The sequence below is a fragment of the Vibrio sp. Of7-15 genome, from assembly GCF_022347565.1.
Classification (GTDB): domain Bacteria; phylum Pseudomonadota; class Gammaproteobacteria; order Enterobacterales; family Vibrionaceae; genus NORP241.
In genome coordinates this window covers 53,297-80,292 of the sequence record NZ_JAKRGH010000033.1, presented here as the reverse complement: position 1 = coordinate 80,292, position 26,996 = coordinate 53,297, and the positions used below count along the sequence as shown (strand labels likewise).

General features: G+C 45.8%; 23 protein-coding genes. 7 read left to right on the top strand and 16 right to left on the bottom strand.

Annotated elements, in window-relative coordinates; all coding sequences use genetic code 11:
* The coding region (locus MHO82_RS23080; RefSeq protein WP_275440755.1) for a transposase at positions 1 to 266 on the top strand (266 nt) is incomplete at its 5' end.
* A gap of 12 nt (positions 267 to 278) precedes the next feature.
* On the opposite strand, the gene MHO82_RS23075 is transcribed toward MHO82_RS23080, so the two are convergent.
* Positions 279 to 851 (bottom strand): DUF4331 family protein, encoded by a 573-nt coding sequence (locus MHO82_RS23075; RefSeq protein WP_239188406.1) that lies wholly within the window; start codon positions 849 to 851, stop codon positions 279 to 281.
* Between the two features lie 216 nt (positions 852 to 1,067).
* On the opposite strand from MHO82_RS23075, the gene MHO82_RS23070 reads away from it, so the two are divergent.
* Positions 1,068 to 2,048 carry an AraC family transcriptional regulator gene (locus MHO82_RS23070; RefSeq protein WP_239188404.1) on the top strand — a complete coding sequence of 327 codons (981 nt, stop codon included), beginning with the start codon at positions 1,068 to 1,070 and terminating at the stop codon, positions 2,046 to 2,048.
* Positions 2,049 to 2,068: 20 nt separating this feature from the next.
* Here the strand turns inward: MHO82_RS23070 and MHO82_RS23065 are convergent, their stop codons facing one another.
* Complete coding sequence (locus tag MHO82_RS23065; protein WP_239188402.1) at positions 2,069 to 2,914, bottom strand: MBL fold metallo-hydrolase; 846 nt, start codon at positions 2,912 to 2,914, stop codon at positions 2,069 to 2,071.
* Between the two features lie 145 nt (positions 2,915 to 3,059).
* Here MHO82_RS23065 and MHO82_RS23060 point away from each other — a divergent pair, with 145 nt between their 5' ends.
* The gene (locus tag MHO82_RS23060) at positions 3,060 to 3,773 is read left to right on the top strand and encodes an HAD family hydrolase (RefSeq protein WP_239188400.1); all 714 of its coding nucleotides are present in this window, start codon (positions 3,060 to 3,062) and stop codon (positions 3,771 to 3,773) included.
* 96 nt (positions 3,774 to 3,869) lie between these two features.
* On the opposite strand, the gene MHO82_RS23055 is transcribed toward MHO82_RS23060, so the two are convergent.
* The 10 genes from MHO82_RS23055 to MHO82_RS23010 all read right to left on the bottom strand — a co-directional run bounded on the left by MHO82_RS23055 (position 3,870) and on the right by MHO82_RS23010 (position 15,850).
* Positions 3,870 to 5,663 (bottom strand): aminopeptidase P family protein, encoded by a 1,794-nt coding sequence (locus MHO82_RS23055; protein WP_239188398.1) that lies wholly within the window; start codon positions 5,661 to 5,663, stop codon positions 3,870 to 3,872.
* A complete protein-coding gene (locus MHO82_RS23050; RefSeq protein ID WP_239188396.1) occupies positions 5,664 to 6,686 on the bottom strand; it encodes an oligopeptide/dipeptide ABC transporter ATP-binding protein in 1,023 nt (340 codons plus the stop codon).
* 9 nt (positions 6,687 to 6,695) lie between these two features.
* Complete coding sequence (locus tag MHO82_RS23045) at positions 6,696 to 7,685, bottom strand: oligopeptide/dipeptide ABC transporter ATP-binding protein (protein WP_239188393.1); 990 nt, start codon at positions 7,683 to 7,685, stop codon at positions 6,696 to 6,698.
* Positions 7,686 to 7,694: 9 nt separating this feature from the next.
* Positions 7,695 to 8,624: an ABC transporter permease subunit gene (locus MHO82_RS23040; protein ID WP_239188390.1), complete on the bottom strand. Its 930-nt coding sequence runs from the start codon at positions 8,622 to 8,624 to the stop codon at positions 7,695 to 7,697.
* A gap of 12 nt (positions 8,625 to 8,636) precedes the next feature.
* Positions 8,637 to 9,557, bottom strand: a complete 921-nt coding sequence (oppB, locus tag MHO82_RS23035) for an oligopeptide ABC transporter permease OppB (RefSeq protein ID WP_239188387.1) — start codon at positions 9,555 to 9,557, stop codon at positions 8,637 to 8,639.
* Between the two features lie 112 nt (positions 9,558 to 9,669).
* A complete protein-coding gene (locus tag MHO82_RS23030; protein WP_239188385.1) occupies positions 9,670 to 11,307 on the bottom strand; it encodes a peptide ABC transporter substrate-binding protein in 1,638 nt (545 codons plus the stop codon).
* 335 nt (positions 11,308 to 11,642) lie between these two features.
* Complete coding sequence (locus MHO82_RS23025) at positions 11,643 to 12,410, bottom strand: transcriptional regulator (RefSeq protein ID WP_239188383.1); 768 nt, start codon at positions 12,408 to 12,410, stop codon at positions 11,643 to 11,645.
* Between the two features lie 73 nt (positions 12,411 to 12,483).
* Positions 12,484 to 13,158: a GntR family transcriptional regulator gene (locus MHO82_RS23020; protein ID WP_239188381.1), complete on the bottom strand. Its 675-nt coding sequence runs from the start codon at positions 13,156 to 13,158 to the stop codon at positions 12,484 to 12,486.
* Positions 13,159 to 13,305: 147 nt separating this feature from the next.
* Positions 13,306 to 14,838, bottom strand: coding sequence for an aldehyde dehydrogenase (NADP(+)) (locus tag MHO82_RS23015; RefSeq protein ID WP_239188379.1), 1,533 nt, complete (start codon positions 14,836 to 14,838; stop codon positions 13,306 to 13,308).
* A gap of 10 nt (positions 14,839 to 14,848) precedes the next feature.
* On the bottom strand, positions 14,849 to 15,850 hold the full coding sequence (locus MHO82_RS23010) for a 4-hydroxyproline epimerase (protein ID WP_239188377.1): 1,002 nt from the start codon (positions 15,848 to 15,850) through the stop codon (positions 14,849 to 14,851).
* A gap of 111 nt (positions 15,851 to 15,961) precedes the next feature.
* On the opposite strand from MHO82_RS23010, the gene MHO82_RS23005 reads away from it, so the two are divergent.
* From MHO82_RS23005 to MHO82_RS22995, 3 genes are all read left to right on the top strand, one after another.
* A complete protein-coding gene (locus tag MHO82_RS23005) occupies positions 15,962 to 17,227 on the top strand; it encodes an FAD-binding oxidoreductase (RefSeq protein ID WP_239188375.1) in 1,266 nt (421 codons plus the stop codon).
* Positions 17,228 to 17,410: 183 nt separating this feature from the next.
* Positions 17,411 to 18,379, top strand: coding sequence for an ornithine cyclodeaminase family protein (locus MHO82_RS23000; protein WP_239188373.1), 969 nt, complete (start codon positions 17,411 to 17,413; stop codon positions 18,377 to 18,379).
* Between the two features lie 174 nt (positions 18,380 to 18,553).
* On the top strand, positions 18,554 to 19,468 hold the full coding sequence (locus MHO82_RS22995; protein ID WP_239188371.1) for a dihydrodipicolinate synthase family protein: 915 nt from the start codon (positions 18,554 to 18,556) through the stop codon (positions 19,466 to 19,468).
* Between the two features lie 167 nt (positions 19,469 to 19,635).
* On the opposite strand, the gene MHO82_RS22990 is transcribed toward MHO82_RS22995, so the two are convergent.
* The 4 genes from MHO82_RS22990 to MHO82_RS22975 form a co-directional block, all read right to left on the bottom strand.
* Positions 19,636 to 20,316: a hypothetical protein gene (locus MHO82_RS22990; RefSeq protein ID WP_239188369.1), complete on the bottom strand. Its 681-nt coding sequence runs from the start codon at positions 20,314 to 20,316 to the stop codon at positions 19,636 to 19,638.
* Between the two features lie 21 nt (positions 20,317 to 20,337).
* Positions 20,338 to 22,326: a hypothetical protein gene (locus MHO82_RS22985; RefSeq protein ID WP_239188367.1), complete on the bottom strand. Its 1,989-nt coding sequence runs from the start codon at positions 22,324 to 22,326 to the stop codon at positions 20,338 to 20,340.
* 15 nt (positions 22,327 to 22,341) lie between these two features.
* On the bottom strand, positions 22,342 to 22,947 hold the full coding sequence (locus MHO82_RS22980; RefSeq protein ID WP_239188364.1) for a hypothetical protein: 606 nt from the start codon (positions 22,945 to 22,947) through the stop codon (positions 22,342 to 22,344).
* Positions 22,948 to 23,312: 365 nt separating this feature from the next.
* Positions 23,313 to 23,825: a DUF2799 domain-containing protein gene (locus tag MHO82_RS22975; protein WP_239188361.1), complete on the bottom strand. Its 513-nt coding sequence runs from the start codon at positions 23,823 to 23,825 to the stop codon at positions 23,313 to 23,315.
* A gap of 701 nt (positions 23,826 to 24,526) precedes the next feature.
* On the opposite strand from MHO82_RS22975, the gene MHO82_RS22970 reads away from it, so the two are divergent.
* Positions 24,527 to 26,989, top strand: coding sequence for a collagenase (locus MHO82_RS22970; RefSeq protein WP_239188357.1), 2,463 nt, complete (start codon positions 24,527 to 24,529; stop codon positions 26,987 to 26,989).
* The last annotated feature ends 7 nt before the right edge of the window (positions 26,990 to 26,996 follow it).

Genomic DNA, 26,996 nt, shown 5'->3' with positions numbered 1-26,996 from the left:
TAACCCTAATTACGACTCAGCGTAAGAATATGAAGCCTAAGCAGCTTGCAGCATGGGATAGAGCTATGCTCTCGAAGCGCTTTATAATTGAGACAATTAGCGATCAGTTAAAGAATATCTCTCAGATAGAGCACTCGTGCCATCGAAATCTGCATGGGTTCATGCTAAATCTACTTGGTGGCTTGATCGCTTACTGTTTAAAGCTAGAAAAGCCATCGTTGAATATTACGCCTGTTGAAAAAGCAAGCCTAATGACAATGGCTTAAACCGATCTTAGGCTAAATAGATCTACCCCCTTTATTAAAAGTGGAAACGTCGAATGTACCTTCTGCAAGCAGTTTGGTCATAAACCCAATGATCCCTTCCGAGTTTCCGACAAAGGTGTCACGCGCAGCACCAGACCACACACGTATCCCGTTGTCGAATGTCACTTCGGTTCCTACTTCGGCTTGCCCTATACGTTGCCCTTTTGTTCCTATAGCTTGGTTAGCGCCTTCAGCTAGACCAAAAATTAATTTACCGTTATTCAGATAGGCGGTAATGGTGAGCCCATCACCGTTGAACTGTTTGTTATTTGCGATGTGAAAGCTATATACGCCATTCTCACCAAAAGCCGCGTTGCCGTCTTTTCCCGTGGTTGGGTTGATGTTCATCATAAAAGTGGTATAGCCACGCCGCTCAGATTCAAATACAAACATATCTGTTAAATCGAATTGGGGGTAGGTTGTGGCAAGTTTACTTTCAAAGTGGTGACTGGCAAAGACAGGTGTCGGTTGAGATAGAATGCCAATCAATAATATAAGCAGACTGGTTAGGGTTAAAATATTTAATTGTTTCATGTAAGTAGACATGTTGAGTGCCTCATATGGCGGTAATGTTATATTAACGAATGATGTTTTATTGTATATTCCAGATCATCGCTGTTGCCTCCTTACCGCTTTGGAAACCGTTAGATAGTGTAAAATAGAGTATCAATGCTTTTTCCGCGTTAGCCATGATGAGTAGGCCATCTTTTATGTCGAATCGTACATTTTGATGCTGCTTACTATCGGAATAGGAGCGACAGCATGTCCAATCATCCTTTTTGGCGCACTACTGACGCCAAGGATCCAAGCAGAGCCGAAGAGCCATATATGGATGTCTTGTCTGATGTTTTACGTGCCCTACGGCTGTATGCCAGTAGCTATTATTGCGTTGAGTTTTCTTCACCTTGGGGCATTAATGAACCCAAAGCTGAATGTGGTATTTTTCATGCCGTTATCCGTGGCAGCGCATGGTTGACCTTACCTGATGAACGCAAATCTATCTTATTGTCGGCAGGAGACATCATTGCTTTCCCTACGGGTTTGCCGCATCAAATTAGTGAGCAGCCTGACAGTCGGTTAACTCCGGGTAATGAAGTGTTGAAGATGATCAGACAAAATACGAACCCATTTACTCATGGTGAGAGTGTGGTGACCTTACTTTGTGGGTATTTTCAGTATAAAAAACACGTTCAGTTGCCTTTATTACGAGATATACCTGCTACCTTACACATTAAGTCTGACTTAGAGCCTCAGCTAGCTTGGTTAAACAATGTAGTCAAAATTCTTGCTTATGAATCTCGTACCCATCAACCTGGCAGTGAAGTTATGGTGGATCGCCTGACGGAAGTGCTCGTTATTCAGTTGTTACGTTGGCATATTAATAAACTGAAAAGCCCAAGTGGGTATTTTCAAGCGCTGGCCGATGATCGCCTGAGTCGAGTGCTTAGCCTGATCCATCAACAGCAATCTCAGAGTTGGGATGTGGAAACATTAGGGCGAGCGGTATCAATGTCTCGAACGGCTTTCTCTCATCATTTCAAAGAAGTCGTTGGGATGACGCCAATGGCCTATTTAAGCCAGTGGCGAATGCATATTGCCCATGAGCTGTTAATGGAAAGCAACCAATCTATGTTGAGTATTGCGGAGCAAGTGGGTTATAAATCGGAAGCTTCATTCAGTAAGGCATTTAAAAAAATCATGGGTATTAGCCCCGGGCAAGCAAGAAAAAGAGGCCGTTGCTGATTTTAAAGACTTGAAAATAGCTATATGGTTACTGAGCTTCCGGTGGGAAAGTAATTAATTTTATCGTGCAGAACTGTTTTTAGTATTTTATAGGCTTTGGTTCCCGTGCAGTGGCCAGTGTACATTTTAGTAATAGGGTACTGTTTTAATGTTTCTGCTATCAGTGTAATGTCGGTATGATTCCCACCCAGTGTGTTGAATAGTGGCAGTCCCACTAAGTGAAAACCTCCTACCACGCCTTTTATTTTTTCATTTGGGAATAAAGAGTAGGCTGTTTCAATCATATTGAGAACACCAGCATGCGCGCAGCCTGTGAAAATCACAATGCCGTCGTGTTCTTTGATGACCATAAAGAGTTCATGATTGAAGGCATCTTTATTACTAGTATTTAATGATTTTGAATATAAATATTTGTTACCCAATGGGCGTGGGTAGGCTGTACTTTGATTAAGGACTAGAAAGATATTGGGTAATATTTCTGTTGTTTCCTTGATGTAAGATAATCGCTTTTGGTTGTCTTTAAGTACGGAAATATCCATTCCTACATTCAGTTTGAGAGAAAGAAAATGAAAAGAGTACGTCTCTTGCCCACAGTCACGAAGGTAGAGCTTGGCTTTTTGGTTGTGTTGGAAAAAACAAGGTAAACCGTTGGCGTGATCATGGTGCCGGTGAGAAATAATGGCAGCATCAACATCGCTTATCTCTATCCCCATGGCGTTTGCATTGTCATAAAATACATGGCCGCCTCCTACATCAAATAAGAGAGTGTGGTTGTCTGTAGTAATATGATAAGAAAGCCCTTTTTCCGCTTTCAGATCGGGCCGATTAGGCAGTTTTTTATTGTCGACCAGTGCAGTAACTCTCATTAAATTAAACGTCCTCAGCTGTGATTTTTGAGGTGATGATTATTACATCGTCAACGCATTGTTTCTGTGTGTACACACCCAAAGCGTGATTCCAGTGAAATAATCTTATATATTTTTTGGCTTTAGCCAAGGCATGAGAATCATAATGAAGTTAGAGGGTATTTTATGGGATTATGATGGAACTATTGTCAATTCGGTGCCTAAAAACATCGATATTACAAAGAATATTTTAGCTATTGTTGCCCCTCACTTAACCGGGGATAATCTTCCTCACTACTTACAAAGTGAAATGGCCTATCATGAAGCCAACCACGCTGCGAAAAACTGGCAAGAGCTTTATGTGCATTATTATGGCATGACAGAGCGTGAAATGTTGATGGCTGGAGGGCTATGGGCAGAGCACCAGTTGAACAATACGACTCCGGTTCAATTGTTTGCTGGGGTGGCTGATATGGTTCGTGCTCTATCTTCGGTTCCTCATGGTATTTGTTCTCAAAACTCTTCAAAAAATATCGTTAATGTCTTATCTCGGGCTCAGGTTGATTCTTATTTTAAAGCCGTCGTTGGTTACGACGATGTCTCCCGCAATGGTCAGAAGCCATCGCCAGAGGGCGGGATCATTTGCTTAGAGCAATTGTTTGATAACCCAGAAAACAAAACGATCATGTATATTGGTGACCACGAAGCCGATGTACAGTTTGCCCGCAACTTGCAATGTGAACTCGGCTACAGCTCTTGTGTCATTTCTGTCGCAGCCGCTTACAGTGGCGCAGTGCCTGAGAAATTGGGCTTTCAGCCTGATTTTATCATTCGAAACCCTTCAGAGCTGACAGCTGTCTGCAAACCATATTTGCCATAACTGCGGCTCGATTTTCTTTATAGGGGGAAGTGCCTTAGGGTGAAAAAAGCCAGCGCGAACACTGGCAAAGGTGACACATGCAACGATAGGAAAACGTTAGGCAGAAATAGGTTGAGTGGCTTGTTTGAGCCAAGCGATTTCTTGCGGTGATAGCCCATCAGCCAATAAATTCATGCATTGCTGGTGGTAGTTGTTGAGCCAGTCGATTTCATCGTTTGTGAGCATTTCAATATTGAGTATATTAGTTGCGATTGGTGCTAGCGTTATAGTCTCAAACCCGTAGAACGTGCCAAACTCATTTTCCTCAATTTCAACCACCTGCATGATGTTTTCGATACGGATGCCATATTCACCTTCACGATAGACTCCGGGTTCGTTGGTGATCACCATTCCGGGTTCTAATGCGACTTCAGCAGGATTTTGTGAGAAGTTCTGTGGGCCTTCATGGACGTTTAAGCACATGCCTACACCGTGGCCTGTTCCGCATTTGTAATCGATGCCATATTGCCACAGTACGCCGCGTGCTAGGATATCGAGGTTAGCGCCTGTTGCCCCTTTTAAGAAGCGACTTTGAGTGAGCCTAATTACGGCTTTGAGTACCAATGTGTAGTCTCGGCGCTCTTTATCACTTGGATTACCAAAGTGGAAAGTACGTGTAATGTCGGTGGTTCCACCTAGAAACTGGCCGCCAGAATCGACTAAGAAGAACTCACTTTCATTTATGCTGACACTGCTATTCTCATTGGCTGCGTAGTGCATTTTAGCGCCGTGCTTGCCAAACCCTGCAATGGTTCGGAAACTATCGCTGATGTAGCCTGGTTGCTGTTGTCGCAAACCCATTAAGCACGCTTCTGCTGACAGTTCTGTGACTTGACCGCTTGGCACTTGTTGCTGTAGCCAATGCATAAACTTCACCATCGCTACACCATCACGGCGTAGGGTTTCTTTCATGTTAGAGAGCTCAATTGCGCTTTTACATGCTTTTAGCTGAGTGATCACACAAGGTAAATCAATCAGGGCTAACTCTGATTTTATTCGATTTATTAACAAGCTGTCGGTACTTCTGGCGTTGTATATGATTTGGCTTTGGCCTTCTAACAGATTAAGAGCGGCCGTCACCAGATCATACTGATGAAGATTTACGCCATGTTTTAATAGCTCTTGGATGACCTCAGTATCCAGTTTCGCGTTATCAATAAAGAGTCGGCAACTGTCTTGGCTGACTAACAAATACGCTTCGCTGACCGGGCAATAATCTGTATCGCCGCCTCGAATATTGAGTGTCCACATCACGTCATCAAGGGTAGAGACAAGTAAGGCTTGGGCTTGTTGCTCATTTAAGTATTCGCGTAGCTTCTGTACCTTTTCACTGGTACTTATTCCGGCGTATTTAAGATCATGATTAAAGACTTTTGCATTAGGACGAGCTGGGCGGTCATGCCAAATGGGTGAAATGAGATCGTGCTCTAAAACAATCTCTATTCCTTTGTCAGAAAAAGCCGTTTGCAGTTCTAAATAAAACTCTTGATTAATGCTACGACCATCGACACCAACGCGCGCTCGGTTTGGCAGTGTGGCGGCGAGCCATTGTGGAATGGTGGGCGTTTCGGCCAATTTGGCTTTAAACAGATCGAGCCCAGAGCCTTGCAATTGTTCTTCGGCTTGAATGTAGTAGCGACCGTCCGTCCATAGCCCGCCGCCATCATGGGTAACCACCGCAGTGCCCGCTGATCCCGTGAAACCAGAAATCCATTGACGTGCAAGCCAGTGAGAGACGGAATATTCGCTGCTATGAGGATCATGGTTGGTGACGATATAGGCATCGAATTGTTGTGTATTCATCCCTTTACGTAATGCTGATAAACGTTCAGCGACAGTGTTATTGCTCATTTATAGGCTTCCTAATTGATGATGGGAACAAAATATTTGGTGGTTTAGATTGCCACTTCGTGTTGGTGGTTGGTTTGCGCAGATCTCACTTGATTTTGGGCAACGCGTGCGAAATACGCAGCCGCTTGGTGGGTTGAGCGGCGAGGGTAGATCGCCGGGCAATAATTGAATCTCTCGGTTTCTTGCTTGGGTAGGATTAGCAATAGGCACGGCAGAAAGCAGTGCTTGGGTATAAGGATGCTGAGCGTTATCAAATACTTGGTTGTAGACGCCAAGTTCCATCGGTTTCCCTAGATACATTACCATCACTCGGTCACTAATATGACGGACGACACTGAGGTCGTGGGCGATCATCACTAAGGTTAAGCCCATTTCTTGCTTGAGATCGTCCAGCAGATTAATCACTTGAGCTTGAATCGATACGTCTAAGGCGCTAACAGGTTCATCGCAGACGACCAAATCTGGTTTTAGAATTAACGCTCGTGCAATGCCAACACGCTGACATTGCCCGCCCGAAAACTCATGCGGGTAGCGGTTACGTTGGCTAGCTAGTAATCCCACTTTGTCCATCATTTGCATTACCCGTTGCTCTGTTTCTTTACGGGTTAAGTAAGGCTCATGAGTACGTAACGGCTCGGCTATGCATTCGGCAATGGTTAAACGTGGGTTTAAGCTGGCTGAAGGATCTTGAAAGATCATTTGAAACTCACGTCGCCGACTGGCCAGTTCATGTTTGCTGAAAGCTCGCATGTCTTCTTCCTGCCAAATGAGATTGCCATCAGTGGGCTCAATTAGGCGTAATAAAGCGCGGGCGAGGGTGGACTTGCCACAGCCGGACTCCCCAACAATGCCAAGAGTTTCACCTCGGTAAACCGTCAAATCTATGCCATCGACGGCTTTTACCACCTTACGTTTGCTTGGCAGTATGTGTTTATTGATGGCGAAATGTACCTTTAATCCTTGCGCGGAAAGCAGTATTTCAGGATCGCCTAGCGGTGAGTTTTGGTTTTGTTGATTATTCATTTTTGGCTCCTATGCGCTGCGACTGATCGGAGTCACGGTTTCGGTTTGATTAACATGGCAGGCAAGGGCCTGAGAGTGAGATATCGACTTAAACGGCGGCATCACAGCGCTGCATTCGGCGCGGTATTCGCTGCAACGTTCACGGAAAGGACAGCCTTTTCTATCAACTAGCGCACTTGGTGGGTTACCCGGAATAGTAGGAAGCCTGTCCATGTCTTCAGTGATTGACGGAATGGCTTGTAGTAATCCTCGGGTGTAGGGGTGAGCAGGGTTAGCAAATAGACTGTCCGTATCGGCTTGCTCCATTTTTCTTCCGCCATACATGACTAATACGCGATCGCAGCTTTCCGCTACCACGCCCATATCATGGGTGATCAGTAAAATAGCGGTATCAAACTCGGCTTGCAGTTCACGCAGCAATGCAAGAATTTGCGCCTGTACGGTGACATCTAATGCTGTGGTTGGCTCGTCGGCAATCAAGAGTTCTGGGCGACACAGTAAAGCCATTGCAATCATGACGCGTTGGCGCATTCCGCCGGATAACTCGTGAGGGTATTGATTCATCCGAGTGGCAGCAGAAGGAATGCGTACCGCATCGAGCATACGAATCGCTTGTTGATCGGCTTCGGCTCTGCTCATGCTCTTGTGAATCATCAACACTTCCGCCAGCTGCTTACCTATTTTCATGAAGGGGTTAAGCGAGGTCATGGGGTCCTGAAATATCATGCCTATCTTTTCAGCCCGAATGTGATTAAGCTGCTTTTTCGACATGGTCAGCAGGTTTTCACCGTGAAAATTAGCCGTGCCAGATACGATTCCGTTATCAGCGGTTAACCCCATTAGCGCAAACACAGATTGGCTTTTCCCAGAGCCCGATTCGCCAACAATGCCTAAGGTTTCGCCTTTCTTAATGCTGTAAGACAGGTCCGATACGGCTTGGACGACACCATCTGGGGTGTTAAAGCGAACATTCATGTTCTCAATCGATAAAATACTCATCTCTGCTCCTTAGCGATCTTTCGGGTCAAGGGCGTCGCGTAAGCCGTCACCGATGAAGTTAAAACAAAATAATGTGGCTACAAGAAAAGCCGATGGAAACAGTAGCTGCCATAGAGCAACGTCAATGGTTTTTGCCCCTTCTGAAATTAAGATCCCCCAGCTGGTATCCGGCGGCTGAACCCCAAGCCCTAAAAAGCTCAAGAATGATTCAAACATGATGAAACCAGGCACCATTAGAGAGGAATACACCATTACGATGCCAAGTACGTTGGGCAACACATGGCGACGAACGATGGTAAAACGAGACACACCAATCGAGTGGGCGGCTTCAATGAATTCACGCTTTTTAATGCTAAAGGTGACGCCCCTTACGACGCGGGCAATTCCGAGCCACGACACCATGCCGATGACCACGAAAATCAGGTAAATGTTGTTGCCAAATAGGGTGACAAATAAGATCACCATGAACATGAAAGGTACAGAGTCGAGCACTTCGATAATGCGCATCATGACGCTATCGATCATGCCGCCTAAATAGCCCGATAAGCTGCCCCAAAGTGTGCCGATGACGACGGCAACTAACGCGCCCATGAATCCAACCATGATGGATAGCCGCCCACCTTGCATGGTGCGAGCAAAGATATCTTGGCCAAGGTCGTCGGTGCCAAAGTAGTGACCTGAACTGATTGACGGTTTGCCAAGCTCGTACGGGTCGACGACAACATTCCAGTCGATTTCATCATGGCTAAAAGACGACAAGCTCGGCCCGAAAGTGATGCATAAAACAATGAACATTAAGACATAAACCGAGGTCATTGCGGCGCGGTTTTGTTTGAATCGCCCCCACGCGTCTTGCCATAGGCTTCGGCCTTCAACGGCTTCAATGTGATCGCTCATTGAATCTGAAAAGCTCTGAGCATCAATTTTTTTGGTTAACATAAGCCTATATCCCTATACGCGAATACGAGGGTCGATGACGGTGTAGAGCAAATCGACCACGAGATTAAAAAAGATGGTAAGCGACGCCACAATCAGGGTAATGCCCATGACGAGTCCGTAGTCACGGTTGAGCGCGCCAGAAACAAAATGTTGTCCCATGCCACCGGTGCTAAAGAAAATATCAATGATGACCGAGCCCGTAACCACCGCAACAAAGCTCGGGCCAAGCATGGCAATGATGGGAATCAGCGATGGGCGCAGCGCGTGGTGAAACAAGATATAGTTGGTTGATAGTCCTTTTGCTTTGGCGGTACGGATGTAGGGTTGATTGAGTGTTTCAATCATGGCACCACGCATCACACGGGCGATGCTGGCAATAGAACCAATGGCTAAGCTCAATACGGGTAAAATAAGAAAACTCAGTTCGCCACCTTCCCAGCCACCCGCAGGAAGAAGATTCAGGTGGATTGAAAAAATGGTCACAAGAACAGGGGCGAGCACAAAGGCAGGCACGACCACCCCTGTCATGGACAGTGACATCAGTAGATAGTCGAGCTTGCTGTTACGCTTTAGCGCAGCGATTGTGCCAAGTACCATGCCAGTCGGAACGGAAATACAAAATGAAATCACTCCAAGCGTGGCAGACACAGGCCAAGATTGAGCCACCAACTGAGTAACCGTAAAGTCTTGATAAACAAAACTCGGGCCTAAGTCACCACGCACAAAGTTTGAGATATAAATAAAAAACTTGACGAAAAATGGCTCATTTAAGTGAAATTTAGCTTCGATGTTGGCGCGAACCACTTCAGGCATCGGTCTTTCCATGTCGAATGGGCCACCTGGGGCAATGTGCATCAACCAAAATGAAACCAGTGCAATAAATAATAATGTGGGCACGGCTATCAATAAGCGGCGCAAAATGTACAGCAACATGACGTATTTCCTTTATTCATTGATTAACCTACAACATACAAACGCGATGGTTTTTTCTGAAAAGCTCAGCTCTCCTCTGGATGGGGAGGAAGGAAAGCCGAGCGAAATGGACTTAATGTGCTTTTACGTAGACATTTTTGCGGTAGTAAGACGATTCTGGATTCGTACGCTCGTAACCACCGATGTAAGGTTTGATTAAGTATTGATCATTGCCTTTACGATACAGTGGAACAATGGCCATCTCTTCAATGAGCAGCTTTTCAGCGGCCAAGTACTCCTGTGATGGATCGCTCAGGCTTTTCGATTTGGACATTAAGCGATCGTATTCTGGGTTGTGATAACGAGAATCGTTGTACTCACCAGTGGAGACAAAAATATCTAGCCACGTAGACGCTTCGTTGTAGTCAGCAGTCCAGCCGCCACGGCTAATGTGGCCCGGATCTTTTAGGGCGTAGAACACTTTTGGTTCCAGTTGGGTAATGTCAATCTGAGCCCCTAGCACGCTTTTCCACATTCCTACTAATGCTGTTGCCATTTTTACGTCTTGGGAAAATGTCGGAACGGTGAAAGTCAATTTAAGTGGGTTCGACTTACCATAACCCGCCTCGGCGATCAGCTGTTGGGCTTTTTGGTTACGCTGTTTTTGTGTCCAGGTCGCGTAGTCTGGTGTGTGGGTTTTAAAACCGTCGGTTTGTGGTGGCACAAGGGTGTACATAGGAATGCCGCCATTTTTGGCAATGGCTTTGGTCATGATATGGCGGTCGATGGCATACGAGAGCGCTTTACGAACGCGAACGTCTTTGGTTGGGCCTTTGGCGGTGTTTAGGTAATAGAAAATGGAGCCCAGAGACGCACTGGTATCTGCTACTTGCTCTGGGTGTTTTTTAAGTAACTTGTTTTTTTGTGCTGCGGGAATGGCGAGCGCTTGGTCAATGTCACCAGCAAGGTAGCGGTTGAGTGACACGTTGGCATCACCGATTGGCAGCCAAGTGATTTTCTCCATCACTACGTTGTCAGCATCCCAGTAGTTTGGGTTTTTCACCATCACCATTTTTTCGTTTACTTTCCAGTTTGAAAGTACAAACGCGCCATTGGTGACAATGTTTTTGGGCTGAGTCCATTCATTGCCGTGTTTTTCAACCGTGGCATGATGAACCGGAGCCAGTACCGGGTGACTAAGTAGCTTAATAAAAAATGGCACGGGCTTTTCAAGGGTGACTTCAAAGGTTAAATCGTCGATCGCTTTTACGCCTAACGAGCTTGATGCGGCTTTTCCTGCCATGATGTCAGCAGAATTTTTAATGCCGGGAATCGCAGCGAACCAAGCGTATGGTGACGCGGTTTCTGGGTTAATTAAGCGCTGCCAGCTATAGACAAAGTCGTGAGCTGTGAGTCGATCACCATTCGACCAACGTGATTCACGCAAAGTAAAGGTATAAACCGTGTTGTTGTGGTTCACTTGCCAGCTTTTGGCAATACCGGGAATGGTTTTGCCTTGTTTGTCTTGTATGGTTAAGCCTTCAAACAGGTCGCGTCCTAAGTTGAAGGCGGGCTCAGCCGCTTGCTTGGCAGGATCGATGGACGTGACTTCCGCGCCGTTATTGAGAACGATCTCTTGAACTTTGGCTAGTTCAGTGCCTGCTGGGTATGGCTTGGCGATGACGATGTTGGTGGTTATTGCCGCAGTTAACACGGCCAATAGGCTGGTTTTTATTAGAAATTTACTGGATTTAACGTTGTGTGCTTTCATGGCTTCCTCTGCTTTCCTTTTCGGGGGAACTCTTTTGGATTTATGAAAAATGTATATTGTATAAAATTTATGAACAATTTAAATTTAACAAGTTGATAACAAGGTAATAGAAATCGCGGCCAGTGGTATGAAAAAGTGATACCTGAATATATGGTTGGATTTTATACAGAAATGGTTTCCGCACTTAAATTTCCAAATACTGATTGAAATGACGTATTTTGGACGTTATCAGTGAAGAGTTGGCTTTGCTAAGAGAGAACCACTCTTTCTTTCAAAGTGTCGTTTGTTATTCCATTTTGGTTAATAAGGATGATCTAAGTGATTGAGGGCATAACCTAGGAAACGCGACGAAACCGGGCGGAGACGAGCTTTAATAGGTTGCCATCAATTTCGGGTAATTCATCGGAGAATCGAATAGGTTCGCCTGGGGTATAGCGCAATAAAACGTTGGTGTAGTCACCCGTATCGTTGCTGCTGTTATTGGCGTGAAACTCTTTTAAAGTTTTGTCCACGTCATTCTCAAGCTGTAAGCGTTGCTCGGCAGTCAAGCGCACTCTTCCCTGACATATTTGAGGAGGGGTATCGTGGGCAATGGATGCCTGTTGGAAGCGCTGTTTGAATAGCGAATCGAGTGGAGTACCTTCTTCCATAATAAAGCGGCGGCCTGAGCGATAAAAGACTTCATCACCGTGCGTTTCTATATAACCTAGGATCTCGGCAATGCTTAAATAAAAACGTAGGCTAGTATCGGATAATCGGTGTTTTTCTGCGATTTCTTTGGGCGTTAAATTGAGAGAGGTCACCATGTAAATGAAATCGAGTAAATACGGGTGTTCGACAAAAAATTCGTTTTGTTCATCAGAAACAAACTCTTCGCTGTTGTGTTGCAATTGATTGGCTAGGTTGGCCAGTTCCACTAAATCGGTATTGGCGTGATTGGCGTACATGAGAATTTTATCAATGCCTAGAGAAGCGCTGTGCATATGTCGTTTAATGGTCGAAACAGGAATGCCCGCTTTTTCGGATATGTCACTGTAACATAGCCCTTGCTCTTTTAATTTTTGTCGAATAGCTGCGAGTAAGAAGGTCGGTCCGATGTGCATGCTTTTACTCCAGTGATCATAGTGGTGGTAGCCCAAGCAACGAGTAATAAAGGTACTTGGGCTTTATAGAAAATTACGCCTCTGTGTTTTGTCTTGCGAGTAATAAATCACGAATAGCAGTACCTGCTTCCAAAATGTGTTTTTTCAGAAGGTATTTTGCCCCGTCGATATCACGGTTTTCACACATCTCGAACAGAGCTAAATGTTCCTTTTCAGCCTTTTCAATCCCGGTAGTGAATAGCAGTTGTAGCCGAATATAACGATCGCATTTGGTGTTGAGGTTATAAATCACGTCCATGGTTTCAGGCATGTTCGCTGGGGCATAAAGTGCCTTGTGGAATTCGTAGTTGTAGTTGCTCCATTCTTCGATTTCAGCGCCACTTTGCAGCGCAGCATCAAACTGCTCGCGGATTTGGCGCGCCTTTTCAAGATCTTCATCGGTCATATTTTGAATGGCACGCTCTAGAATGTGGCATTCAACAACGGCACGTAATTCAAATAATTCATCAATTTTTTCTGGTGAAAGCTCGGTGACGGTTGCGCCTTTATGTGCTTCAAAACTGACGAGACCTTGCGCTTCAAGCTGCATCAGAGCTTCGCGTACTGGAATACGGCTGACGTTGAATTCGGCGGCAAGGGCATCTTGTCTTAGGGGTTGGCCGGTTTTTAACTCGCCTTTTAGGATCTGAGCTCGGATCGCTTCTTCTACGACTTGAGTTCGAGTTTTAAAAACAGGTTTTTGTGACATCCGGGTCTCCGATCTTACAAGGGTATTTTATCCAATATACCATTTCTGCCATGGTTTTTAGTTTTGATCTACTGAGTGGTGAGGGTTTTTGGGGGTTAATCAAAACAAAAAGGCACCAACTGGTACCTTTTTGTACAATGCTCAAGGTTACTGGGCATTTTTTTGTTCAATATGGCCGTCTATGGATCGGGTTACGTTAAGTGGGTTACTCTGTTTAAGGGCATCAGGCAGTAGTGCTTCAGGCAGAGATTGGTAAGCCACAGGACGCAGCCAACGCTTGATCGCCTGAGCACCCACAGAAGTACTGGCAGGCATGGTAGACGCTGGGTATGGTCCACCGTGAACCATGGCGTGGCTGACTTCAACGCCAGTGGGCCAGCCGTTAAACACAATACGGCCTGCGATGGCTTCAAGCTGCGGCAACAGCTGTTTTGCAAATCCATAATCTTGCTCATTCGCATGCAACGTAGCGGTTAAGCTGCCTTCCAAATGATGACTGAGTTCGAGCATGTCTTCGGCGCTGTCACACACGACGACCACAGACTGAGGGCCAAAAATCTCTTCTTGCCATTGTGGGTGGTCTCGCCACGCTTGGCTGGTGGTTTCAAATAAGCAGCTTTCGACGCCAAACTCAGGAGTCGATTTCACGCATTGTATGTTGTCGCTATTTCCTCGTTGGTGAGTTTGAGACTGGTATTGCTGCTTAATGCCCTCAGTGAGCAAAACGTGCCCTGGTTGTGTTTGAATGCTTTTCCGTACTGAGGAGAGGAAAGCGTCGCTGCCTTCGCTTTTAACCACAAAGAGCACACCGGGTTTGGTACAAAATTGCCCGCAGCCTAGGGTCATGGATTGCACAAATTGTTCAGCAAGCATCTTGTGATCTGCGATCATCTTATGAGGCAAAATGAAGACCGGGTTGGTCGCTCCCAATTCGCCATAAAACGGAATCGGCTCAGGACGAGATTGGGCGAGATCAAACAGCGCTCGTCCGCCTTTTATCGAACCCGTAAACCCGACAGCTTTAATCTTAGGGTGCTGAACAAGGGCTTGGCCTAACTCGTTACCGGTGCCTTGAAGTAAACGAAATACCGATTGAGGTAACTGGCAACGCTCAAGTGCATTGGCAAAACAGGTGGCTACGATGTCACTGGTGCCGGGGTGGGCTGGGTGGCCTTTTACCACCACAGGGCAACCGGCAGCAAGGGCAGAGGCCGTATCGCCACCCGCAGTGGAAAAGGCGAGTGGGAAATTGGAAGCACCAAAGACCGCCACAGGACCGAGAGCAATATTATGGCGTCGAATATCGGGTTTGGCTAAAGGCGTTCTGGAGGGTTGCGGAGTATCAAAAATCACGCCTTGCCATTGCCCTTGGTGAACGACGTCGGCAAACAAACGCAGTTGAGTTGTGGTGCGGGTTAATTCCCCGTTAAGTCGAGCTTCTGGCAGTGCCGATTCTAACTGTGCGCGGCTGACTATGTTGTCGCGTTCGGCTTCTAAACAATCGGCAATGGTGTTGAGTAGCAATGCGCGTTGTTTTGGCGTTGTGCATCTAAATTGCTCGGTGATGTCTGACGCAGCAGTGACTGCGGAGTCTACATCCGTAGGCTGATGCGAAGGAAAATCACCCGTTAAAGGTTGTTGAGTTGCAGGGTTTACAGCAGCAAAAGTCATGTTTTTCATTTTATTTGTCCTATTTTAATTCGAATCCGTAGGCGTATGGGTCTTCATCATCAACCCAAATGGTGTTGTGGCCGTGAACTTGGGCCCAACCTTCAATGCTTGGCAGTATCGCTTCGCGACCTTCAACTTCAGTAACGGCTTCAATACGTCCTGTAAATAAGCTGCCAATGATACTTTCATGAACAAAATCTTCGCCAGGTTTGAGCTTTCCTTGGGCGTACCACTGGGCCATGCGTGCACTGGTGCCTGTACCGCACGGTGAGCGATCGAGCGCTTTTTCGCCATAGAACACGGCATTTTTTGCAGTGGCTTTCGGCTTGGTGGGGGATCCCGTCCATAACACATGAGTGACCCCACACACGGTTGGATCTTGAGGATGAACACATTTCACCGCGTCAGACACGGCTTGGCGAACTTTCGGGCTGAACATCAATATTTCATCAGAGCTGTAATGTTCTAAGCCACGGTAGTTTTCTTGAGGATCGACAATGACGTAATAGTTTCCACCGTAGGAGACATCCACGCTGATCTCTCCTAAACCTTCCACATGCACTTTAACGTCACGGTGAGCCAAGTAAGCGGGCACATTGAATATTTTGACAGACGTGACCTTGTCACCTTTTGTTTGGTAGTGCACTTCAATTTGTCCGGCTGGAACGTCGAGGATCAATCGGCCTTCTTCACGCGGTGAGATCAATTTGTGCTCTAACGCTGAAGTCACCGTGCCAATGGTACCGTGCCCGCACATAGGCAAACAGCCGCTGGTTTCAATAAATAAAATGGAAGCGTCGGCGTTATCATTGCAAGGGGGTAGTACGACAGATCCAGACATCATGGCGTGGCCACGAGGCTCAAACATCAGGGCTTGGCGTATCCAATCGTAGTGTTCTAAAAAGAATTGGCGTTTCTCGCTCATGGTATTACCTTCCAGTGGTGGAACACCGCCAGCCACGAGTCGCACCGGATTTCCGCAGGTATGTGCATCAATACAAAAAAAAGTCCCTTGTCTCATTTTTTGTTCCTTGCATAAGAAAGTGGTTGAACTAGGTCGGAGTGATGTTATCGTGATGTTAAGTATATTTTATACAATTTTATCGTTGAAGTGTGATAGGGAGCAAAACAAATGTTGTCTAAAAAGCAAGCGAAGGGAAAACGTATTGCCGTTGTGGGCGGCGGTATTATCGGGTTATGTACGGGCTTAAAATTGCAATTAGAAGGGTATAAAGCCACCATTTTTGAGCCCTCCGGAGCGGGTGGAAAGTGCTCCAAAGGCAATGCTGGTCACTTTGCTACCGAGCAAATTTTCCCATTGTCGAATCCTGGCTTAATTCCGCAGTTACCCAAAATGTTGTTGTCGCCAACTAGCCCTGTTTCAGTTCGGTTTCGTGATTTACCTCAAACCGCTGGCTGGATGTTTCGCTTCCTGTCCAAAGCCAGAAAAAAACCAACGGAACACGCCACAAAAGCGCTAACGGCACTCAATCATCAGGCCATGTCAAGCTGGAAAAAATTGCTGAAAGAAGTGGGGTTAACGCAGCTCATCAGCTCTCAAGGTTCATTGCTTGTGTTTGAAGATCTTAAGCTGTTTGAACAATACCAAACTACACTGCAAGCATTGACGCGTGGCGGAGTAAAATGGGAAGTGTGGAGCCAAGAAAAGCTATCTCAACAGATCCCTAGTTTATCGAGTTCGGTGAAGCATGGGGTCTTTTTTCCAGACACATCACACACCGCAGAGCCTTATGAAATGTGTCTTGAGCTTAAATCTTCTTTTCTCTGTTTAGGGGGGGAGTGGTGTGAAGAAAAGGTGAATCGAGTCGAACCAAATGCAGAAGGGTGCGTGGTGCATACCGCTCAGGCTACTCATCATTTTGATAAAGTGGTGATGGCAACAGGCGCTCAATCGGTGGCACTAATTAAGCAGATAACCAATATCAAAGTGCCGTTACAAGCGGAGCGTGGCTACCATTTGATGGTGAAATCGCCACAAGATATTCTGCCGATCCCCGTTAGCTCTGCGGATAGAAAGTTCATTATGACACCCATGAAATACGGGTTACGATTAGCAGGAACCGTAGAGTATGCCGCGTTAGGTTCCCCTGCCAATATGCGCCGAGCAAGCATGTTAAAACACTTAGCAAATGGCTTACTCAAACAACCTGTTTCGGATGACAGTATCGGCGAAAAATGGATGGGTAATCGACCTTCTTTACCTGATTCTTTACCCGTGATCGATCAAAATGACGAGGGAAATATTCTGTTCGCTTTTGGCCACCAGCACCTTGGTTTAACACAGGCTGCAATCACGGCGGATTTGATGGCTCAGATGGTAAAGGGTGAGAAAACACAGTTGGATTTGTCGCCATATCGTTTAACTCGATTTTCCTAAAAAATTTTAAATTTAATATTGTATAAAATATCCAAGTAATTTATGTTAATTAAAAGTTAACGAAAAGCGTGTTTTAAAATTAGGCTCAGTATGCTGTTGAGCGAACAGAAAGGAGCGCAAAAGCCGCTCTGGTGTTTTCACTAACAAAACAGAATGGCGGGAGCCGCCGTGTTAGGAGGAAAGATGTTGAACTTAGATGTCAAGCAAATAGTTGACTGCTTAACAATGGAAGGGCTGATCAATGCTATGCGTGCTAGTTATCAGCAGCCTGCGACGATTCCACAACGCCGTGTGATGCCGTTAGAAGAATCGAGCTACGAGGCGTTTGCACTCTTGCCTGCTTGGAATCAAGATTTGATTACCGTAAAAGCGTTCACGTATTTTCCCGAGAACCCTTTGCAGGGGCAAGATAGTTTAGCGTCGAAAATATTGGCGTTTGATCGCACCAATGGTGAGCCGCTAGCACTGCTTGATGGAAAAGTGCTGACGTTTTGGCGAACTGCTGCGGCATCGGCGTTGGCGGCAGACTATCTTGCACGCTCTGATGCTCATCGATTACTGATCTGTGGTACTGGGAATTTAGCGCCGTATATAGCATGGGCTTACGCGGCGGTTAGACCGTTAACAAAGGTGATGGTCTGGGGCAGAGAGGAACAAAAAGCGCGACGCACCGTCGACGCTATTTTGTCTGGATCGGAATATCAAAACCTACCGAAGGAGAAACAGTTTTCGGTCGAGGTGGTAAGTGATATTCACCAAGCGGTTTCAAATGCAGACATGGTGTCTTGTGTGACTGGTGCCAGCGAGCCTCTTTTTCATCATGACGTTGTAACAGCGGGCACTCATATCGATTTGATTGGCAATCATGATAAAGATAAACGTGAGTGTGACAGTGGACTGGTTGTGCGATCTCAAGTGTATGTTGACAGTAAAATCAATGTGCTCGCAGAGGCCGGGGATATCTTGATCCCAATGGAAGAAGGCAAATTTAGGGCTGAGCAAATTCGAGGCGAGCTGGCTGATTTATGCGCTGGTCGCAGTGACGGCAGAAGGAACTCTCTGGATGTAACGTTGTACAAATCCGTGGGAAGCGCGCTAGCTGATTTAGCCGCGGTGCAGTATGTGTTGGCCCAGTATCAAAGGGATAAGTAAGCATTACTCATTTTCAATAGCTCTGTATGGTGGTTTGTGTTGTTCAGAACAGTTCTGAAAAACAAGCAGCCTTTATCTCAGAGTATCTGGTTTACCTTAGCTTAAATAATTGATTATTAGCTGAGTTTTTATCGAAATTTAAAATTGCATACAATATACAAAAGGAAGTTACTGATGAAAGTAGAATGGAAAGGCGTTTACCCAGCAGTGAGTACACAGTTTCGTGCAGACCAAACCATCGATCTGGATGCAACTCAAACCGTGATTGATAATCAGATCAATGATGGTGTTAATGGCATCATTTGTTTAGGCACTGTGGGGGAAAACTGCGCCTTATACCCAGAAGAGAAGCGCCAAGTCTTGAAGGCGGCACACGAAGTGGTTGCTGGCCGAGTTCCTTTAATTGCAGGGACAGCCGAATCCATCACGACGGCGGCGGTGGATTATATGCAAGACGCCCAAAAAATTGGTATTGACGGTTGTATGGTGATGCCAGCCATGGTGTACCGCACTTCAGACAGCGAAACCGTGGATTATTACGGCACGTTGGCGAAAGCGACCCCTGACATGCCTATTATGATCTACAACAACCCGGTGTCTTATGGGGTGGATGTGAACCTTGAGATCATGAGTCAATTAGCTGAGTTTGACAGTATTGTAGCGGTGAAAGAGTCAACCACCGATACGCGCCGAATTACGGAGTTATATAACCGCTTTGACGATCGTTTTACTGTATTTAGCGGGGTCGACGACATTGCGCTGGAATCTTTAATGCTAGGGGCGACAGGTTGGATTTCTGGCCTGACAAATGCGTTTCCGGCTGAATCGGTTGCGATTTACAAGTTGGCAAGCCAAGGCCGATATAGTGAAGCGCTTGAAATTTATCGCTGGTTCTTACCATTGCTTCGTTTAGATACCATCCCAACCTTAGTGCAATGCATTAAACTCGCCGAACAAGTGTGTGGCAGAGGCTCGGAGCAAGTGCGAGCGCCACGTCAGAATCTAAAAGGTGAAGAGCGCGATCAAGTTATCGCCCTGGTTGAACACGCCATAGCAACCCGCCCGGATCTTAGCAAATATAAGCTGTAATACTCGCCATATTTAGTGCCTGTATCAGTGATGAAAAGGGGAGTAGCTGTGATGCTACTCCCCCTTTATTTAATGTTATCGGCTAACCCATCATGACTTAAGCACGAGCTGTTAAGTTAGATCAGTGTAAGCAAGACAGAGTCGGCTGCTTGAACTTTATGCTTAGATTACCTCGTTGGTTCAGCTAATGGGCGCAAGAGATTGTCGGGGACTTCACTTGCTGGAGTGTAGTGGAATTGCGTACCAGTATCGCTTAACCAGGTATTCAGTGAGTCCACAGTGGAGCTGTTTAAGCGATAACGGTTGGCACGACCTGCGCGTTCAGGAAGCCCTGTGGTGTTTTTGGACAGTGCTAAATCCATTTCCATATTGTTGGCGTTGTAGAGGTAGACTTCCCCATCTGATGCCACTTGTACATAGGCGGTATGAACAAATGGATTCGTTTCCCTCATTTCTTGAAAGTTGAGAAAACCGGACTCAGAGATAGTGTCAAGCGATAGAGCCGTTTGACTTCGACTCGCGTCGTCAAGATTCATTGCCTGTCGGTAAGCCCTGGTATAGTTGGTGCCTTCGGTAGCACGGCCAGAACGAATCGTTTCAAGCAATGATGCCGCTTGTTGTCGATTTAGTGTCCGCTCAGATCGAGCCAGACAAATAGCGGCTTCATAGCAGATCCCCATTTCTTGGGCGCGTTTGAGAGCTCTGGCCTGTAACTTTTCAGCACTGATCGCACCCGGTGATCCACCACCGAAGCAGCCATCAAATACCCCTGCTTGGGTGGTTGTGGGTGTCAGAGAGAAAGAGGCCATCATAATGCCGACTAGTAGGTGTTTTTTACGAACAAACATTATTCCAAATTCCTTATGAGGTTAGCGGTTGCCGACAATAGGGGCGTTCAGGGCTTCAAGTTTGGCTTTGGCTTTCGCTTGGGTAAAACGCACTTCACCAAGATAAGTATCTATCTGTTCAAACCACTGGCTCATGAAAGGGACCGCCGTCATAGAAGGGTTGGCAGATAGGTTTGCCACCCAAGATTGCAAAGGAGTGTAGTCCAGTGCATTGCGCAGCGGCTGACTTCGTTGCTGCAAAGTGTGATTGCGGTATGTTTGTACTGCAGAATTTAACGCTGATATTTGCTGCGCGATTGAGGTTTCACTCAATATCTTCTGATTTGAAGGAGTGATTGTGAGCGGTGGGGTAGTATGATAGTCATATTCGACGACCCAGCTATTTGTATTCGCTGGTTGCAACCAACTATCCAGCGCTGTTGTGAGGCGTTGCTCCGGCGTATCAGACGCAAAGCGTGTAAGATGCCACGGTAAGGTTTCGTTGAACAGATGTGTAGTGGAACCTGGATCCGAATGGCCTGTTGTTTTACGTTGTAGACGTGCGATAGCAAGGTAGCGATGAAAATCACCAAACTGCTGCGCAATCCAGCCAGGCTCTTGCTCGTGGGCGGCCTGATAAGCACCAGTCATGGCTCGCTTTATCGTGGACACTAATCGCGCATTGGTGGTTGCTCCATGCTGGATCTCGTTTTCGAGTGCGGCATACACCTTCGGAGCCTGGGCTTTAAGATCAATACTCTGAGGGTGGGCGAAGTATCGGTACGTTTGCCAGCTTTTAGCGTTCCATTCAGCGGCAATGGCACGTGGCACCAGCTGTTTCAGTTTGCCTACTCGGGTTCGGCTGGATCCCCCAGAATATTCAGCAACCAACCAGCGTTCAATGGTATATAAAGAGGCGTTCGAGTTAACCCCAAATTTGTTAAGATATCCATCGTTCCAACGTGCGCAGTCACCAGAACAATCACCACTGACATCGCCAAATAACCAACGGTTAACTTCATTTTTTAGAGTGCGATATTCTACTAGATCGTGTCGTTCACGTTGGTAATCCGAGACGATTCTGCTTAGCCAGTCTTCATAATGGTCGGTGTTCCAGCCTGTGCTGATTAAACGACCTAAGTGATCATCAAACAACGCCAAGTAGTGGGACTTATCTTTCGGTGCAATGGCACTGACAACGGTATCCTGCTCATTATGGAACTGACGTGTCACAGCGGGTGTGGTGGTACAGGTGTCAGCGAAACCTGTCGCCGTCATGGTGCAAGATTCTGATTCAGGTTCAAGGACTATCGTTCCTGAGTTCAGCTCCGCCGTGGTCGCAGGGCGGTATAAGGTGCTACGTACGATTTCATCAATTGCAGCGCGTCTGGCCTGGTTTTTGATAAATTGATAAACCTGCGGCACTGAGTTTGAATCAAACAGATGGTTAATGGCGCTATGTCCCTGCTCTTGCATCTCATGAATGAGTCGGGCTTTGTTTTGATCCAGTGAGATCAGGGTGGTGGTAACGATCTTTTTCTTTGCTTCTAAGGTATGCGTGAGTAACTGACGAATATGAGGCTGATCAAATCCTGTTAACTGGCCTTGAGTGAATGCTTTTAATTGGCTAGTGACATTTCCCAATAGCTCAATTTGGCAGTCTTGCAGTTGGCCGTAGGCCCGGTTGATGTCGCGCTCGCTGACCGAACCTCTTGATGGTCGATTAGAATTTAATGCGGTTTCCTCTGGTGTTAACAACGCGTACAAGGCCGTGTTTTCAGTTTGGCACTGTGTTTGTATTTCACTGAGTAACATGCGCCCACCATGGTGCGTTTCTGGTGCTAGATGGGTCATGAGAGAGGCGTATAAAGCTTGAACTATTCCATTGATCAGTTCTTGAGCCAATTGGGTTTGTCCGTGAACCAGTTCTTGATAATGCAGCTGGTATTTCAGTCCTAAATCAGTCAGGTATTCTAACGTGGTTCGCTCCAAAAAACGGTGGTAACCCTCGGCGTAATCACGCCAACGCATTTTGTCGAGCTGATCCTATTCTGACACTAAATCGTGGTGAACGGTATAACTGTAATGATCGCCACTTGCGATCTTGTCCCAGCGATGAGTGATGATTTGACGGTCAATAGCACGTTGTGGGATACGAAGAATTCCAAAGACATCGACTAAGCTGAGTACCGACGCAAACCTATCGTACGCTGTCTGACTTTCATCCTGAAAGGTATTTGCAACATCCATAGCCCAAAGTCCGACGGCCAATGCATCACCGACAGGCCCTAGTGCTTCTAGTGCACCTGCCGCTATCTCTTCAGCAGGTCGGCCCATTGTGCGCAGTATGTTCGTCGATTCTGCTTCCGTTAGAGTGAGGGCGGACGCAGGTCCGGTTTCAAGTTTACCGGACGTTTGCGTAAATAATTCAAATTCATTTGGGAGCTCACCTTTGAGGGAAAGTTCCGTGCCTGATGCAGACAGTATCTCATCGCTTGGCACCAGATCGCGGCTGAATGCCGCGTAGTTTTCTTGTTGTAAAGCGCGATAGTCTGTCTCATTTAAGAGTGTGATTTCATCATCGATACGACACAGCTCTGCGGCGTGTGTCAGCGATGTCATTACCGCCAGAGAGAGAATTGAAAGTCTCATTCTGATTCCTTAATTATTGTTTTTAGTGTGAAAATTCCATCCGGACCTGCCAATATGTGTTTTGATTTATAGTGGCAGTGCAAGAAGCGCGGCAGTGTATCAGCTGTTAGGTGATTTTTTTTGGGTAGCAGTTAGCGAGGGTAAATATCTTGAACAAGTGTCATAGCGCATTGGTTTTTATTGAGATATTGATTCCATGAATGACTTTAGGGCGTAGCGGTAATGACTTAGCCACTATTGAAAAAGACACACAAACAAAAGATGAAATACAATATGAGCAGCCGAATACAAGCTATCTATGAAAAGTAAGCGCCGCGATGAAGACGACACTTACGATGCTTATTTATGGTTCGGGGGCGCGAAGCTTAAAATCTGAGGTTAAAGTTGTAGGTTGGTGTTAATAAATCTGAGCGTTCCCTTACCAGCATTCTTCTTTTCTCTTCTAAATATTTCTTCGTATCTTTATCGGGTTTGTTATTTAATTGAAAGTCGATGTCAGCAATTTGCCTATCAAGCTCTTCGATTCTTTGTTTTCTTTCATATTCTTGACGTCCTAGCTGGTAGTTCTCCAAAAATAAGTTACTGCTGCATACGCCGTAATACTCTCTTCCTTCGGCACCGACTGAGTAACCATTGTCTGGTGAGCAGTAGATAATGGTTCCATGGTCAAAGCCTTGTTGCCACTCTGCTCTATCCGCAGAAATCCCCGCCTCTACGCAATCTTCAGCGTAGTTATTGATGATATTTGGATTATGCCCATTAAGGCCATCTTGGTACCCGACTTGATACCAGTTTGCTGTTTTGCACTCTTCTGGCGACATACTGGTGCAACCTGCCAATGCAGTGAGTAGCGTTAATGGGATAATTGTTCTTTTCATCAGTTCTTTCCTTACAGCAAAATAGGATTCATTATTTGAAGCAAACGTGGATTAAGATTCATACTCAATCTATAAATTTAGGTGACAATCCTATGGCTAAGCCTTCATTCATGCAAGGCATCGATGATTGATGTCATGATAGTTTGTTAACGCGAGCCCACAAGTACACCCTCTTTAGTAAACCCGGACGTATTCTTTTACGGCTATATCTAATAGGCCGTATTTGGTCATGTAAGTTTTTTGATGCTGTTGTAGGTTTTGATTTCATTGTTCGTTTTCCTGATCTGGTGTAAGTAATGTAAATCAGCAACTTGGAGAACAAATGGAGTTTATGTGGAGTTTTTATAGAGTTGATAAGATCAATGTGGTGATGGCTTGAATGCTGTATTCGTATATTCGATTTCTTCATCAATAATCTTTAACGCCTAAATATAGAGCATGTTATTTTGTATTTCGATTCAAAGGTTTATAGTTCAAGTATGCCGGACTGGCAAATGACTTTTATGCTGAAATTAGCATTAATACCGCTGGTATTAAATAGTGCTACCTGATGATAAGAATGTTAACAATTTGTTTCATCTTGCGTTTTTACGCCATAGAGTGAATTTAGCTATCACGGAGCGTGATGAGCGGTGGTGATGCCAGAGTCGTGATACGCATTGTATCGGTATCTAATACAAATCTGACATAGAAGAATTAAGATGGAATTTAAAAAAATCTCAGTTGCAGTGGCAAGTATTTTACTCAGTGCTCAGGTGCAAGCGGCAAGTCAACCAACCCCGCAGGTTATTGAGCACTCATTGCATGTTGATCATCATCTAGAGCATGGTGTGGAACATCAAACACCAGAATACTCACCAACCAAACAAACCGTTCGACAACCTCAGCCTACTGTGCGTGCATTATCGTCAACCGTGGCGGAAGAGGCTGTGGTGTGTGATGTAGAGGCATTTGCTACCTCTTCAAGTAATGCGTTGATCACAGCAATAACCACTCAGGGGGCAAGTTGCGTTAATGAACTGTTTTCAGCTGAGAGTCGAATTCAGGAAGCGGCGTTTGAGTCTGGGAACATGTTTAACGTGGCGAAGCGGGTAACCACATTAGCCAAGAGTTATGCGGGTGGCGGTAATGATGATTTAGAAGCTCTGTTTTTGTATTTACGTGCTGGTTATTACGCTGAATTTTATAATTCGAACATCGACTTTACGGCTTGGGTACAGCCTGCGGTGAAAGAAGCAGTTGATGCGTTTGTAAACAATAGCCATTTCTATGACAATAATGACAGCCACGGCACAGTATTAAATGAAGTGATCATCACTATGGACAGTGCCGGATTGCAGCATGCTTACTTTAATGAAATCACCCAGTGGCTCACTCGTTGGAATGCGGATTATGCCAAGAGCTGGAATATGCGTGGGGCTGTGAATGGGGTCTTTACGGTACTGTTTGGTGGCCAGTGGAACAGCGAATTTGTGGCCACTATTGCTAACCACCCTGAGCTTGCTAGGGCGTTAGGTAAGTTTGCACTGAATCAAACCGCGATTGGGGCGGACGATGAATTTATGGCGGCCAATGCGGGCCGTGAGTTAGGGCGATTAACCAAATACCCAAACGCCGCTTTCCAGAAAGTGGTTAAAGAAAATCTCACAAAAATCTTTAGTCAGTATGAAATGTACGGGTTTGGCGATAGCGTGTGGCTTGGCACAGCCGATACCACAGGCTATTACAGTGAATGTTCTGATTACGGCATTTGTAATTTCGAGGCTGAACTTAAAACCTTAGTGCTAGCGCAAAGCTATACCTGCAGTCCGACCATTCGTATTCTGTCTCAGAACATGACGGCCGCTCAGCACCAAGCAGCATGTGACAAAATGGGCTATGAAGAAATTCATTTTCATGGCGAGCTAGAAACAGGAAATCAGCCAGTAGCCGATGATCATAACACTCAATTACAAGTGAATATTTTTAATTCCAGCGATGATTATGGTAAATATGCGGGGCCGATTTTTGATATTAGCACCAATAATGGCGGGATGTATCTAGAAGGGGATCCTTCAACACCGGGCAATATTCCTAACTTTGTCGCTTATGAAGCCTCTTACGCAAATGCCGATCATTTTGTATGGAACCTAGAACACGAATACGTTCATTATCTGGATGGTCGATTTGATATGTATGGCGACTTTAATCACCCCACCGAAAAAGTCGTATGGTGGAGCGAAGGCGTCGCAGAATATATAGCCAATGAAAACGACAATCAAAAGGCGTTAGATACCATACTTGATGGCTCCACATACACATTGAGCGAAATCTTTGAAACGACATACGATGGTTTTGATGTCGATCGGATTTATCGCTGGGGGTATCTAGCTGTCCGATTCATGTTTGAACGCCATCAAGATGATGTGAACCTGATGCTGGTGGAAACACGAAGTGGTAATTGGGCGAACTATAAAACAATTGTGACCCAGTGGGCGGTTCAATATCAAAGTGAATTTGAACAATGGCAACAAGAGCTGGTGAGTGGTGGTTCAAACCTAAACCCAAATGCAAAAATTAGTGTCGCCAGTGAAGGGAAAGTCGATGAAAACATCTCATTTAGCAGTGCAGGAAGCCAAGACAAAGACGGACAAATCACCAGCTACTTATGGGATTTCGGTGATGGCACGACAAGTACACAAGCCAACCCGACGCATAAATTCAGCAGTGCGGGCAGCTACACGATCAGCCTAACAGTGACAGATAACGATGGCGCAACGGGCAGTACCACTACATCCATTAATATTAGCCAACCTGGTGGTAATACTGGCTTACCGACGGATTGTGCCGTAAGAAATAAAGTGGATGGTGGCAGATTAGAAGCAGGCGTTCCTGAGTGCTTGGCGACGCAATCTGAAGTTTGGTTAAGCATTCCTGCGGTTAATGAGCATCAGTCTATGTCTATTACGACAGCCAATGGGTCAGGGGATCTGAAATTGGAGTACAGTAATTTTGGTTGGCCAAATGCTGAAGGCTCAAACTTACACGGTTGGTCCGACAATACAGGTAATGGCGAATGCATTACATTGAATTATCAAAGCCAATATTGGGGCTATGTGAAAGTGTCTGGCACGTTTGAAAATGCCGCAATTGTTGTGGATTTCGATGCCCCAGGGTGCCGATAAACTAAAC